Consider the following 13,148-nt stretch of genomic DNA (forward strand, 5'->3'; position numbering starts at 1 on the left):
AAATTTCCTTTCAAATTTGGCGGTTATATTAACCAAATTTCTCTTAATTTTTTATCTCTTTTGCAAACATAAGCGAATTTATGCCATATTTTTCTCTGATTTGTTGTATGGCTAAATTTGCTTTTTTGTTTTTAGACTCTCCAATTTGCGAAAAAAGCGTTTTTTCTATACAACTTTCATCGACAAATCCAGCCGCGCCGATACTTATATACATAACTGGTGAGGAGATTCTTACATCGCACTTTTTAAAAAGCTCAAGCGCTATTTTTTGAAGCAAACTTTGCGTGAAAATTTCTTTAACAGTAACGCTATGCGAAACTGTGTATCTATCTTCATAGCGAACTTTTAGGTCAAATTTAGTTGGGTTTTGTCCAAATTTGTAAATATCAAAGCTAAGGTATCTGCAAAGAACTAAAACTCTTCTTTCGAGCTCATCTCTATCGGTGATTAAATCAAATGTTCTAGCATGAGAAAAGCTTTTGCGTTTAGATGCCAAATCTAGGCTGTTTTCGCCAGTTCCGGTTAAATTCTCATACAGTTTTATACCACTTTTTCCAAGCTTTTCAAAGACAAATTTAGCATTTTTTGCATCTGTTATGGTATAAATTCCGTATTTATTTAAAAACTTTAGCGCACTTGCTCCAACTCCTGGGAATTTTGATATATCAACATCTTTAAGTTTTTGTGGGATTTCATCGACTTTTATCATACCTACGCCAAAAGGCTTAACCAAATCCGTTGTAAGTTTGGCTATAAATTTAGCCTCGCTTATGCCGATACTGCACGGCAATTTTAAATTTTTTAAAATTTGCTCTTGAAGCTCTTTGGCAAATTTTAGCGGATCGTTTTTAGCCTCAATTCCGCTTAAATCGACAAAAAACTCATCTATGCTAAATTTTTCAATATCAGGAGTAAAAGTGTAAAGAAATTTAAAAAGGCGGCTTGAAAGCTCTTTATAAAATGCCATATCGGATTTAGCTATAGTTAAGTCTTGGCATAAAGCCTTTGCCCTGTTTAAGGACATCGCAGACTTTACGCCAAATTTTCTAGCCTCATAACTCGCACTTAAAATCACAGTGCCAAGTCTATCTTTTTCACCAAAAATCGTGCCACTGTTTCCACCGACAACAACGACTTTTTTACCGATTAATGAGCTATCTTTTATACGCGCTGCTGCGACAAAAAAACAGTCAAGATCGATATGAAGTATCATATTAGCTTAAATAACCTGCTATATCAAGCCCAAAACCACTAAGTCCGATAAACTCTTTGTGTTCGCTTGAGCTTAGTAAAGTTATCTTTTTAATACCTAAATTTAAAAGAATTTGCGCTCCTATGCCATACTCTTTTACTTCACTATCGCAAGTTTCGCTGTTACTTAAAAAGACAAGCACGCCACCTTCTTTTTCTAAGATTTCTAAGCTTTTCATAAATTGGGCGTATTTTAAAGATGTCAAAAACTCTACATCGGATGAAATTTTATGAAATTTAACGTTTGTATTTTCTTTTATATCGCCAAAAACAAAGACTTTGTGCAAGTTATTTTTATGATCTGTTACATCATAAAGCTCTGCGTTAATCCCAGCTATTTGGCTATCTTGTGGTGGGCTAAATTTAACCAAAGTCTCGTTTTTAAGGCGGTATTCGACAAGTTGTGCGATTGAAATCATATTAAGGTTAAATTTCTTACAAAATTTATCCAAATCATCTCTTCTTGCCATCGTGCCATCTTCTTTTACTATCTCGCAAATCGCAGCCACAGGCGCTAATCCAGCCATAACGCACAAATCAATGCTTCCTTCGGTATGTCCGATACGCTCTAGTACGCCACCATCTTTTGCAATAAGTGGGAAAATATGTCCAGGCGCAACAAAATCACTTGGTTTTGCGCTACTTGAAGCGATAAGTTTTATCGTCATATCTCGCTCATATGCGCTTACGCCTGTTGTTGCATCTTTTGCATCAACTGTAATCGTAAATGCGGTTTCGTGGCTTGAAGTGTTGTTGCTAACCATCGGCACAAAGCCTAGCTTTTTTGCGATTTCTTTGCTTACTGGAGTGCAAAGCACGCCTTTTGCGTGAGTGATAGCGAAATTTACCTTTTCCATATCACAAAATGCTCCAGCAAAAACCAAATCCCCCTCATTTTCTCTGTTTTCATCATCGACCATAACTATCATTTTGCCATTTTTGATATCATCAATCGCCTGTTCTACGCTTACAAAAGCCATTTTATTTCCTTAAATTTATATTTTTAACCGCAAAATTATATCACAAAGTTTATTTAATACATTTTAATAATCTTTAATTTAAAAGAGCGGAATTTGCTAAATTTGAGTCTGAATTTATGGGAAAGTGGATGTAAATTTATGCTAAATTATGTTTAAATTTTAAAAGTTTTTAAAGCTAAATAAATTTAAAGTTTGAAATTTTATACAAAGAGTTAAGCTTTTAGAACTGTTTTAAAATATGTTAAAACTCTAAATTTAACTCATCAAAGCCTTTTTTTATATTTGTATAAAGCTCATGAAATGGCACACCTATAACTCTAGTAGCAGATATGGTTGTTATAAAATTTGTATCGCCCTCCCACCTTGGAACTAAATGATAATGCACATGTTGCGCTATCCCAGCTCCAGCTGCGCTTCCTAAATTCATGCCGATATTTACGCCTCTTGCATGAACTCTTTTTTTTAAAATCTCAACTCCACATCTTACAAAATGGCTCATCTCAAGCCACGCTTCTTGGCTTAACTCTTCGATTTTATCGGTATGTTTATAAGGAATCACCATAAAAGCCCCAGGGCTGTATGGGTAGAGATTCATGATACCAAAGCAATGTTTTGCGCGAAATAATACGCCATTTTTCTCATCAAATTCTGGCGAGTTTATCGCATCGCAAAATGGGCACTCGCATTTTTTACTGCTAAAATACTCACTTCTCCACGGCGCACAAAGATACTCCATATTATGCTCCTTTTATCTTTTTCACTGCCATTTCAACGTCATCTTGACGCATAAAACTCTCACCTATCAAAAACGCATCAACTCCGAATTTGTTTAAATTTACAAGCTGTTCATGCTCGTAAAGTCCACTTTCTGCGACTATGATTTTGCCATTTGGTATGATTGGGATAAGTTTTTCGCATAAATCCATGTGCATATCAAAGGTTTGCAAATCACGATGATTTATACCGATGATATTTGCTCCTGCAAAAATCGCCTTTTTAACATCTTCTTTATCGTGAGTTTCAACCAAAGCCTCAAGCCCAAAATATCTTGCATACTCAAGCAGCTCTTTAAGCTCTTTTTGGCTTAATGCTTTTGCGATTAAAAGAACAAAATCCGCCCCATAAACCGCAGCTTCTAAAATTTGATACTTATCTACTATGAAATCTTTTCGCAAAATCGGGCTTTTTGTATAACGACGAATGAGCGAGATATACTCCAAACTTCCTTGAAAAAAGTGTGGTTCACTAAGTACAGAAAAGGCATTTGCCCCACCTTTTTCATAACTAACAGCTATGCTAACAGGATCAAAATCCTCTCTTATAACACCTTTGCTCGGACTTGCTTTTTTAACCTCAGCGATGATTTTATAAGGGTCGTTTTCAGATGTTTTAAGCACGCTAAAAACATCTCGTGGCATATATGGGTTTGAAGATAGACTTCTTCCTAGTGTGTCAAATGGGATAAGTTTTTTCTTTTTTTCTAAGTCCTCTTTAGTCTTTTCTATGATTTTATCAAGTATCATTTTTCAACTCCTTTTAAACACTTTTTGATAGCTTTTATATGCTCTTTTGCCTCTTCGCTTTTAAAAAATTCTTTTTCGCTTTTATCTATACTTTTCATCACTTCATCAGCTTTTTTGCACTCATTTAGTTTAAAATGCCCCCACGCAAGCGAATCAAGAAAATAAGGCGAATTTGGCTCTTTTAAAAGCGCTTTTTTAACTAAATTTATACCTTTTTTCACATCGATTTCATGGTCAATCAACAAATACCCATAGTAGTTTTCAAGCATGGCTATATCTAAATTTGGCATTGATTTTTCAAATTTATTTAGTATATCTTTAAGTATTTTTTTATCTAAATTTGCTCCATTTTTCTCATATAAAAACATCGCTTCTATAGCCAAAAACTCCATATCGCCACTTTTTTTATAAAGCTCATCTGCTTTTTTTATAGCTTTGTCAAATTCTTTATTAAACCCATAAATTTCAAGCAAAAGCTTGTTGTTATAGTCATATTTTTCAAGTAAATTTTTAGTTTTATTAAAGTCTTTGTTGATAAGATAAAATTTTATTATCTCATCGAGATATTGCGTATCTTTCGTGCTTTTATAAATATCTTCATAGGTTTTAATAAGCATAGGATAGTTATGATTTCTTTTATAAATATCACTTAACACATTGCATACTAAAACACTACATCCTTTTAGTCTTTTGTAAGTTTCAAGCTCGGTTGTTGCCTCTTTGACGTTTCCAAATTTGTTTAAGAGCAAATCAACCATTCTTAGCAAATTTTCATCATTTTGCTCTATAGAATATGCTTTTTTAAAACTGACTAATGCTTCTTTGTTTGAGTTTAAAATATCTTGAACCACGCCTAAGATGGAGTAGTTTTTTGCACTTGGATTAGCTTTTACCATTTTTTTCATAATCAATAAAGCTTCATCTGGCTTTGAGTTTTCCATCAAGTATGCAACACGCATTCTAAGGTAGTCATCATCATCTTTTAAAACAACTTTTCCCTTTTCTACTATATCGCCTAAATTCTTACTTTTATAGGCAAAAGCGATTTTAATCGCCTCTTTTAGATACTCTGGATTTTTTGTACTATCATATAAATATTCAAAAATTTTTGATGAGTTTGTCGGGTCTTCATCTTCAAAATTAAGCCCTTTAAGTATCATAAAACTCTCATTGCTTTGATTATTATCCGTATTAGAAGCTGATAAATTTAAACAAAACAGTAAAATAAAAACTAACTTTATAGAGGTTTTACACCTATACATTCTTTCTCCAACTCATTATAATTTTTCTTAAAATAGTCCCAAAACGGAAAAGTTTTGCACTGTTTAGGGCGAAATTCATAGACGCTACAACATCTTTTTATCTCATCAAAAAACACACAAGCATAACCGCCCTCAAACTCACGCTCTTTTATGCTATATCTAATGCCAAATTTATCTGTAAATTTAGCTTTAAACTCTTCAACACTAAGCCCTAAAAACGCTGCTAAACGCGCACTTTCAGCCTCATCTATCCAGATATATCCACTATCTCCAATGCAACAATTTCCTTTGCAAACTTCACACTTTTTTGCATCAAAACAGTAACTAAATCCATCTTTTATCTCACACATCTTTACTTGTTAAATTCGCTTTCTTAAAAATCTCATGCGCCTCTTTTGCATATCCGTTTTCATCGCTTAAGTATATATTTTCTAGCACTTCACAAAGCGAGCGAGAGCTTTTTTTAGCTTCAATTAGCGCTAGTTTTGCGCTTTTGCCCTTTTTTGGATATACAAATTTAAGCTTTGTTAGCGCAAATTTACTCTGTTTTAAAAGATGAGCTATATACATAAGCTGTTTTGCATCATAGCAAAAAACAAGCGAGCCATGGGATTTAAGATGCGAGCTTGAATTGCTTATCAAATTCTCAAGACTTAAATTTGAAGCATACCTGCTTATTTGCAAGTGCTTGTTTTGACTTTGTCTAACACCATCATGGTAAAATGGTGGATTTGAGATGATATGGTCAAATCTTTTATCACTTTTAAATTTAGAAAAATCGGCTTGGATTATATCACAACTTAGCGAATTCTCACGCGAATTTTGTATAGACAACGCGATATTTTCATCTTGTATATCTATCATCGTAATCAAAGTATTTTTCAAATCTCTTTTTAGCAAAAGCCCAAGCACTCCACTTCCTGAACCAACTTCTAAAATTTCGCCACTAAGCTTTAAACTAAGGGCGAAATCATAGAGCATTATCGTATCGCTGTTATATCTGTAACCATCTTTAAACTGCGATATAACCATCTATTTTGTGCTGATTATGTGGTTGATAATAGCATTTGAGTGATTTAGCGCAACTACAATCGAACCACCGCTTTTTGTTATCAAATCCCCACCGATATAAAGCCCTGGAATCTGACTTTGACAATGCTCATCTATCTTTGGAACGCCATTTTCATCTATACCAACACCACAGTTTTTCAAAAAATCAACCGGAGTAGTTCCACCTATAGCATACACAACTCTATCGTAAACAAAATCTCTGCCATCTTTATAGTGAGCTAGAACTTTTCCATTTTCATTTTCTAAGCTTTCGATGTTTGTATTAAGACGAAGTATAACATCGCCGTATTTTGCGGCTTTATAGATATCTCTTTCGTTTATTTCATTTAATCTTGTAAAATTCATTCTTCTATATGAAAGCGTTACAATGTTGCTAGTTGAAAGAGTTATAGCATATTCTATAGCTGAGTTTCCGCCACCTACGACTAGAATTTTCTCATTTACACCACACTTGTCAAGGTTAAAATTTACTCTTTGAGTGATTGAAGGCGGAATTTTATACTCTGGTTTGTTTGGTTTTCCCATTCTACCGATTGCTATAATGACATTTTTAGCCTTATACTGAGCGTTTGGAGTAATAACTGTAAAAATTCCATCATCGCCTTTTACAACCTTTTCAACTTCGGTTTTAAAAACAGCGTCCACTCCCTCATTATCCAAAAGCCCATCGAAGTAGTTTAAAACATCCTCTTTAGTGCCTGTTTCAAAGTGAACTTTACCTTTAGTTTCGCTATCCATGCCCTTGTATTCTTTATCTACACGCTTGTTGTCTTTGTAAAAAGTTCTAATTGTTTGTGAGTGGTTATCGCCTTTTTCTAAAAGCAAAACTTTTTGCAAACCGCTTATTTTGGCTTCAACTACTGATGAAATTCCACATGGTCCTCCGCCAATAACGGCTAAATCATAAACATTCTCCATACTTATCCTTTTATAAATCATTTTTTAACTAAAATTATATTATGATTTTACTAAACAAAGATAAACAAGGATAAAAAATGGTTAAAAGGCTAGAATTGGCTAAATCATCGCAAAAAACCCTTCTAAATTTAACCCCAAATTTAAAAGAAAAAGTGCTTTTAGATATGCTTGAAGAGGTAAAAAATGCAAAATTTGAGATTTTAGAAGCAAACAAACTTGATGTTATGGCTGCAAAAAGTGCAAATTTAAACTCCGCTTTAATCGAGCGTCTTACACTAGATGATAAAAAAATAGACGCGATTTTAGCAAGCCTGTTAGATACTGCTAGGCTAAAAGATCCAGTTGGCGTCGTGCTTGATGGCTGGGTAAATTATGCTGGGCTTAAATTTCAAAAAGTAGCAATTCCTATAGGCGTGGTTTGCGTGATTTACGAGAGTCGTCCAAATGTAACCGCTGAAGTTGCAAGCTTGTGTTTTAAAAGTTCAAATGTGTGCATTTTAAAAGGCGGAAAAGAGGCAAAACACTCAAATTTAGCCATAGTTAGTGCACTTCATAAAGCGTTAGTTAAAAACGGCATAGATAAAAATGTCATAACTTTTTTAGATGATTTTAAGCGCGAGGATTTAATAAATTTGATAAAAATGGATAAATTTATCGACGTTATCGTGCCTCGTGGCGGAAGCGAGTTGGTAAAATTTATAAGTCAAAACTCTAGCATACCAGTTATAAAACATGATAAAGGAATGTGCCATATATACATAGATGAAAGTGCGAATTTAGCTAACGCGCTTAAAATTTGTATAAACGCCAAATGCCAAAAACCAAGCGCTTGTAATGCCGTAGAAACGCTTTTAATCCATAAAAACATCGCTAACGAGTTTTTGTTAAATTTAGCTAACGAGTTTGAAAATTTGGGCGTTGAAATTTATGGGTGCGAAAAAACGGTTGCTTTTTTATCTAAGCAAATACCAAATTTAAGTATCAAAAAAGCAAACGATGAGAGCTATGATACCGAGTATCTTGATATGAAGATAAATGTTAAAATCGTGCATAACTTAGATGAAGCACTAGATCACATTGAGCGTTTTAGCTCAAGCCATAGCGAAGCTATAATAAGTGAAAATTTTACTAACATCGAGCGTTTTTTAAACGAAGTTGATAGTGCTTGTTTGTATGCAAATGCTTCAACTAGATTTAGCGATGGTTATGAGTTTGGTTTTGGAGCTGAAGTTGGCATAAGCACTAACAAACTTCACGCAAGAGGCCCTATGGGACTAAGCGAGCTAACAACTTATAAGTATAAAATCATCGGTCAAGGTCAGGTAAGAAAGTGAAATTTGATAAAATTTTACTTTTTACAGCTTTGATATGCTTAGTTATTTATGGGTTTTTAAGCTTTAAAGGTTATGAAATTCAAGCAGAAAAAAAGCCTAAAATCGACTTTACAAAAGATACAAATTTTGACGCACTATCAAAGATAAAAAGTAAATGCGAAAGCTCTGATATGGTTTATTGTGAAGAGCTTGGAAATTTCTATGTCTATCAAAAAAAATATGGCTTAGCTTTTAAGTATTATGAAAAAATCTGTGCATATAACCCTATTTTAGACAACTGTTTTAAAGCTGGAAATATAGCTCAAAAATATCTTGAAGATAATGTAACAGCAGTGCTTTTATATCAAAAAAGTTGCGAAAGTTCTGGTATAAAAACATGTGATAGTTTGGGTCAAATTTATAAAAATGGTTTAGGCAAGATATCTAAAAATGAGGATTTGGCCATAGAGTATCTATCTAGGTCTTGCAATAAATTTTATTATGCTAGTTGCGTGGCGTTGGGTGAAATTTATGAGAGCAGAAACGATAAAGCAAAAGCTCTTATAAACTACGAAAAATCATGCAAATACGCAAAACTTGGATGTGATAAGATGAAAAATCTTCACGCGCTTGTTTTTAACTTAACAACTAACCCCACAAGCGAACTTGAGGAGTTTTTAAAGACAAATAGTGTTTTATGTGATGAAAAAAATGGCATAGCTTGTGCTAGATTGGCAAAGCATTTTAAGTATTTAGATAAAGAAAAATCAAAAAATTTTACCACCAAAGCCTGTAATTACGGAAATTTATCAAGTTGCCCTAAAAAAATGCAAGATGAAAGTAAAATAACAAATTTAAGAAAAGATTGCGCTAGTAGCAACTACAAAGCTTGTTCAAAACTCGCATATGAGCTTAATAAACAAAACAAAGATGGCAAATTTGACTACGAGATAGAAGATAGCTATAAAAAGGGGTGTGAATTTGGTAAAAACAAAATTTCATGCTCAAATTTAGGTCAATTTTTATCTGAGAAAAATAGACTTGATGAGTCTATAATCTACCTTAAAAAATCATGCGAAATGGGCTTTGCTAGAGGGTGTTATAATGCTGGTATGGTCTATGCGTTTGATTATGAACCACCTTATGGTAAAGAGGCAACTAAGTATTTTATAAAAAGCTGCGAAATGGGACACTCCTGGGGCTGTTATAAGGCTGGAAGCATGTATAAAAACGCTTGGGGTGGAAATGAGAAAAATATAGAAAAAGCTTATGAATTTTGGCAAAAATCTTGTCTAAAAGAAGGCATTGGTTGCAGAGAGCTAGAAGATATAAAAATCGGAGTAGAGTGATGAGATGGGTTTTTGTTATAATACTCGCTATTGTGCTTTGTGGGAGTTATTACTATATCTTTTTATATGAAAAAAAGATAGTTTTGACAGATGAGTTAAGCATTAAAGAGCTTGCTGTTTTAAACTGCGATAACGGCTTTGGTAGTTCGTGTTTTAATCTAGCCTTTGGCATTTTTGGTGCTTTAGACAAGCATGATACGGTGCTTTTTTACGAAAAAGCTTGCAATAAAGGCATTGATATAGCCTGCGATGTTATAAGTAAAGTCTATCTTGATGAAAACAAAATAGAAAAAGCGAGATTAGCCAGACAAAGGGCATGCAGTTTGGGAAGTTCTATCGCTTGTGCGACGTTAATACATTAAATTTATGGATAAAATATGAGAGAAAATTTTTCTAAAATCGGCTTCATACTTTCAGTTGCCGGAGGAGCTGTTGGGCTTGGAAATGCGTGGAAATTTCCAACTCTTGTTGGTGCAAATGGTGGTTTTGCCTTTGTGCTTTTATATCTTGTTATCACAGTTAGCATAGGTTTTGCTATATTTTTAGCTGAGATTGCTATGGGTAAACTTAGTCAAAAAGATCCTGTAAATGCGTATAAAAATTTAGCAATAAAACATAAAAATTTATGGAAATTTGCTGGTTTTTCTATGATTGGTGGAATTTTAGTTCTATCCTTTTATCTTGTGATTTTAGGCTGGGTTATAAGATATATTTTTGTATCATTTTCTACTCTTCCAGTTGGGATAAATGAGGCAAAAGAGCTTTTTGGACAAGCTGTTTCAAGTGATATTTATGGAAGCATTTTTTACTTTTTTTGTGCTTTTTTCTTAACCCTTTTTGTCGTTTCAAAAGGCGTTAAAAGCGGCATCGAAAAGCTAAATATCTACATGATGCCAGCACTTTTTATCATGCTTTTGGCTATGCTTTTTTACTCATTTTTCTTTGATGGGTTTAGCCAGGCGTTTAAATTTCTTTTTTATGTGGATTTTTCAAAGCTTGATTTAAACTCGCTTTTATCGGCTCTTGGACTATCTTTTTTCACGCTTTGCCTTGGGGTTGGGTGTATTTTAACCTACTCTGCTTCGCTAAACGATGATACAAATCCAGTTTCAAGCTCATTTTATATCGTTCTTATAAATATCCTAATTGGGCTTATGATGGGACTTATAGTCTTTACATTTGTCTTTGAGTTTGGCTCAGACCCAAAAGAGCAAGGCGTAGGACTCGTGTTTTTCTCTCTTATATCTCTTTTTGCAAAGCTTGGAGTAGCGGGAAATATCTTGGCATTTTTCTTCTTTTTATCGCTGTTTTTTGCTGGTATTACTTCAGCGGTTTCTATGATAGAGCCATTTACTTTTTACCTTACAAATGAGTATAAAATTTCAAGAAAAAAGGCTTTAAGCTATCTTGGAGTCGTTATTTTCATACTTGGCGTGCTTTGCATACTCTCTTTGAGTGGAGAATTTGCTAATGTTTTAACTTTTGGCAAAAAGAGCTTTTTTGATATTTTAGACTTTGTCTCATCAAATGTCATGCTTCCAATCGGTGCGATTTTAAGTGCTATTTTTGTTGGATTTGCCTTGCCAAAAGAGCGAATCGAGGGCTTTTTTATGCCTTATATGAAAAGTAAAACGATGTTTGAGTTGTGGTATTTTATGCTTCGATTTGTTGCGCCGATTGCGATTGTAGTTATCATACTTAACCAAATTTTAAACTCTTAAAAGTTAAACAAAACCTCGTTAAAGAAGCCCTTGAGCGGATTTGCTCAAGGGTTAAAGGGGGTTAAAATAAAAGGCATAGCGATAAGCCGAGTTCTGTTAAAAACGATCATTTATCTAGGCTAAATTTTGCAACTTAGCTCAAGCGAAGGGTTGTATTACTAAGACAAAACCGTCCCTTCTTGCTGCAGGTTGGGTTTACAAAGCCATCTGTGTTGCCACAAACGCTGGTGGGCTCTTACCCCACCGTTTCACCATCGCCGATTTCGCGGCAGTTTACTTTCTGTTGCACTATCCCTTAGGTTTCCCTAGCCATCTGTTAGATGGAACCATGTCTTAGAGCAGCTCGGACTTTCCTCTGTGGCTCCAGCGCCAAAGCGATCGTTTGCTATGCCAGCTGGAACTATAGCTAAATTTAGCTTTTACTTAGCTGTTTTAAAATGGATTTTAAAAACCAAACCTTTGAAATACTTCTATTTTAAAATTAAAATTTTATCAAAATAAATTTAAGTGCTAAATTTATACATTACATATAACTTAAATTTAGTTAATTTTAAGTTATATTCTAAAACGCTATATCTGCTTTGCAAATTTATAAACCAAATAGCGTTTAAACTAGCTCTACTCTTGCTCGAAAATATCGCGATGTAAAATTTCTTCTAAAACCACTGTAGCATACGAGCCTTTATCAAGCGAAAAAGAGAAGCTAAACTGCGCTGTTTCTGGAGTGTATTTAAAGCTAACATCTTTAAGATAGCACCAAGCAAATCTCCTGCTTCCCTCCATTAAATTCTCAAATTCATAGCTGTTTTGATAAATTTCATCTTCAAATTTACGAGCTAAACCAGCACTTTGATACGCTCTTTTTCCAACTATAAGCCCACAACTAGTTATATCCCTTTTTTCAAATCTCTCGCACTCGCTTTTTAAATCCTCGCATAAGAAAAATTTACCAAACGGATAATGCCCCAAAACATCGCCATCAAGTAGTTTAAAAAAGCTTTTTTGGGATTTTAAATTCTTTACTTCATCTTTGCTAAAACCATAAATTTGCGCTATCTCCAACCCCTCAAATTCATTTGAGAATTTACTTATCTCGACTCGCTTGCTAAGCCATCTGTTGAAAAGTTCGCTTTGATAAGCTGAGATTAAGAAATCTCGCATTTTTGGATTTTTAAGCTTTTTTTCGCCTTTTAAAATCTCTAAACCACTTTTTGCGTTATCGCCAAATTTACCAAACCTTTGATATCCAAAATAGTTTGCAAAGCCGATTTCATCGATTTTCTTGATAGCATTTTCTAACTTTAAAGCATCACTTGGCATAACTTTTTTAAGCCTTATAAAAAAATTATTTCCTTTAAGATGTCCGATGCGAATTTTGTTGTTATGATAAGTTGAGTCTAAAATTTTGAGCTTTTCGTGGCTAAAATTTGCTAAATTTGACTCAAATTTACGAGGAAGTGAGATGTATTGAACTGTCATGCCCTCTTTATCTTTTAGCCCAGCATAGCCAAATTCTCGAATCCTACATCCTGAAATTTCACTTAAAATTTTAAGTGCTTCTGGAGTTGTTAAATCCTTTTTTTGTATATGCAAAATCAGATGCTCCCCATCGCCACTAAATTCATACAAAGGGTTTTCTCTTACGACAAAATCGGTCGAGTTTTTGCTAAAATGAGCGTTTATCGGAGTGTGGTTTAGTGCATAAAGAGGTTTAAAAAGTTCTTGTTTTTCCATAAATTTACTTTCCTTGAGATGAAATT

The 13,148-nt window shown here is 33.9% G+C and carries 13 protein-coding genes and 1 other RNA gene; 4 read left to right on the top strand and 10 right to left on the bottom strand.

Annotation, left to right across the window (positions count from 1 at the left end):
• Positions 1 to 43: 43 nt before the first annotated feature.
• The 8 genes from CGEO_RS05730 to CGEO_RS05765 form a co-directional block, all read right to left on the bottom strand.
• Positions 44 to 1,213, bottom strand: coding sequence for a DNA polymerase Y family protein (locus tag CGEO_RS05730; RefSeq protein ID WP_075494434.1), 1,170 nt, complete (start codon positions 1,211 to 1,213; stop codon positions 44 to 46).
• Position 1,214: 1 nt separating this feature from the next.
• Positions 1,215 to 2,231, bottom strand: a complete 1,017-nt coding sequence (locus tag CGEO_RS05735; protein WP_075540350.1) for a bifunctional 3,4-dihydroxy-2-butanone 4-phosphate synthase/GTP cyclohydrolase II — start codon at positions 2,229 to 2,231, stop codon at positions 1,215 to 1,217.
• A gap of 241 nt (positions 2,232 to 2,472) precedes the next feature.
• Positions 2,473 to 2,967 carry an HIT family protein gene (locus tag CGEO_RS05740; RefSeq protein WP_075540349.1) on the bottom strand — a complete coding sequence of 165 codons (495 nt, stop codon included), beginning with the start codon at positions 2,965 to 2,967 and terminating at the stop codon, positions 2,473 to 2,475.
• Between the two features lies 1 nt (position 2,968).
• The gene (trpC, locus tag CGEO_RS05745; protein WP_075494431.1) at positions 2,969 to 3,754 is read right to left on the bottom strand and encodes an indole-3-glycerol phosphate synthase TrpC; all 786 of its coding nucleotides are present in this window, start codon (positions 3,752 to 3,754) and stop codon (positions 2,969 to 2,971) included.
• Entirely contained in the window at positions 3,751 to 5,016 is a 1,266-nt protein-coding gene (locus CGEO_RS05750; RefSeq protein WP_075540348.1) for a tetratricopeptide repeat protein, read from the bottom strand. The genes trpC and CGEO_RS05750 overlap by 4 nt, the downstream gene beginning before the upstream one ends.
• Positions 4,992 to 5,366, bottom strand: coding sequence for a YkgJ family cysteine cluster protein (locus CGEO_RS05755; protein ID WP_075540367.1), 375 nt, complete (start codon positions 5,364 to 5,366; stop codon positions 4,992 to 4,994). Before CGEO_RS05755 ends, CGEO_RS05750 begins: the two co-directional genes overlap by 25 nt.
• Positions 5,359 to 6,048 (bottom strand): tRNA1(Val) (adenine(37)-N6)-methyltransferase, encoded by a 690-nt coding sequence (locus tag CGEO_RS05760; RefSeq protein ID WP_075494429.1) that lies wholly within the window; start codon positions 6,046 to 6,048, stop codon positions 5,359 to 5,361. The genes CGEO_RS05755 and CGEO_RS05760 overlap by 8 nt, the downstream gene beginning before the upstream one ends.
• Positions 6,049 to 7,005 carry an NAD(P)-binding domain-containing protein gene (locus tag CGEO_RS05765; RefSeq protein ID WP_075494428.1) on the bottom strand — a complete coding sequence of 319 codons (957 nt, stop codon included), beginning with the start codon at positions 7,003 to 7,005 and terminating at the stop codon, positions 6,049 to 6,051.
• A 77-nt stretch (positions 7,006 to 7,082) separates the two neighbouring features.
• On the opposite strand from CGEO_RS05765, the gene CGEO_RS05770 reads away from it, so the two are divergent.
• Genes CGEO_RS05770 through CGEO_RS05785 form a run of 4 tightly spaced genes read left to right on the top strand, consistent with a single transcriptional unit; the run spans position 7,083 to position 11,388 of the window.
• A complete protein-coding gene (locus tag CGEO_RS05770; protein ID WP_075540347.1) occupies positions 7,083 to 8,339 on the top strand; it encodes a glutamate-5-semialdehyde dehydrogenase in 1,257 nt (418 codons plus the stop codon).
• The gene (locus CGEO_RS05775) at positions 8,336 to 9,667 is read left to right on the top strand and encodes a tetratricopeptide repeat protein (RefSeq protein WP_075540346.1); all 1,332 of its coding nucleotides are present in this window, start codon (positions 8,336 to 8,338) and stop codon (positions 9,665 to 9,667) included. The genes CGEO_RS05770 and CGEO_RS05775 overlap by 4 nt, the downstream gene beginning before the upstream one ends.
• Positions 9,667 to 10,029, top strand: coding sequence for an SEL1-like repeat protein (locus CGEO_RS05780; RefSeq protein WP_075531604.1), 363 nt, complete (start codon positions 9,667 to 9,669; stop codon positions 10,027 to 10,029). The genes CGEO_RS05775 and CGEO_RS05780 overlap by 1 nt, the downstream gene beginning before the upstream one ends.
• A 15-nt stretch (positions 10,030 to 10,044) precedes the next feature.
• On the top strand, positions 10,045 to 11,388 hold the full coding sequence (locus tag CGEO_RS05785; protein WP_075531605.1) for a sodium-dependent transporter: 1,344 nt from the start codon (positions 10,045 to 10,047) through the stop codon (positions 11,386 to 11,388).
• 66 nt (positions 11,389 to 11,454) lie between these two features.
• Here the strand turns inward: CGEO_RS05785 and rnpB are convergent.
• Positions 11,455 to 11,782, bottom strand: an RNA gene (gene rnpB, locus CGEO_RS05790) — RNase P RNA component class A.
• Between the two features lie 224 nt (positions 11,783 to 12,006).
• On the bottom strand, positions 12,007 to 13,122 hold the full coding sequence (gene truD, locus CGEO_RS05795) for a tRNA pseudouridine(13) synthase TruD (protein ID WP_075531606.1): 1,116 nt from the start codon (positions 13,120 to 13,122) through the stop codon (positions 12,007 to 12,009).
• Between the last annotated feature and the right edge of the window lie 26 nt (positions 13,123 to 13,148).

Source organism: Campylobacter geochelonis, assembly GCF_013201685.1.
Taxonomy (GTDB): domain Bacteria; phylum Campylobacterota; class Campylobacteria; order Campylobacterales; family Campylobacteraceae; genus Campylobacter_B; species Campylobacter_B geochelonis.

Bases quoted from the DNA above. Each gene is read 5' to 3' on its own strand.
- CGEO_RS05730 (WP_075494434.1), bottom strand. From the start codon at position 1,213: ATGATACTTCATATCGATCTTGACTGTTTTTTTGTCGCAGCAGCGCGT.
- trpC (WP_075494431.1), bottom strand. From the start codon at position 3,754: ATGATACTTGATAAAATCATAGAAAAGACTAAAGAGGACTTAGAAAAA.
- CGEO_RS05780 (WP_075531604.1), top strand. From the start codon at position 9,667: ATGAGATGGGTTTTTGTTATAATACTCGCTATTGTGCTTTGTGGGAGT.
- CGEO_RS05770 (WP_075540347.1), top strand. From the start codon at position 7,083: ATGGTTAAAAGGCTAGAATTGGCTAAATCATCGCAAAAAACCCTTCTA.
- truD (WP_075531606.1), bottom strand. From the start codon at position 13,122: ATGGAAAAACAAGAACTTTTTAAACCTCTTTATGCACTAAACCACACT.
- CGEO_RS05765 (WP_075494428.1), bottom strand. From the start codon at position 7,005: ATGGAGAATGTTTATGATTTAGCCGTTATTGGCGGAGGACCATGTGGA.
- CGEO_RS05785 (WP_075531605.1), top strand. From the start codon at position 10,045: ATGAGAGAAAATTTTTCTAAAATCGGCTTCATACTTTCAGTTGCCGGA.
- CGEO_RS05735 (WP_075540350.1), bottom strand. From the start codon at position 2,231: ATGGCTTTTGTAAGCGTAGAACAGGCGATTGATGATATCAAAAATGGC.
- CGEO_RS05760 (WP_075494429.1), bottom strand. From the start codon at position 6,048: ATGGTTATATCGCAGTTTAAAGATGGTTACAGATATAACAGCGATACG.
- CGEO_RS05740 (WP_075540349.1), bottom strand. From the start codon at position 2,967: ATGGAGTATCTTTGTGCGCCGTGGAGAAGTGAGTATTTTAGCAGTAAA.
- CGEO_RS05750 (WP_075540348.1), bottom strand. From the start codon at position 5,016: ATGTATAGGTGTAAAACCTCTATAAAGTTAGTTTTTATTTTACTGTTT.
- CGEO_RS05755 (WP_075540367.1), bottom strand. From the start codon at position 5,366: ATGTGTGAGATAAAAGATGGATTTAGTTACTGTTTTGATGCAAAAAAG.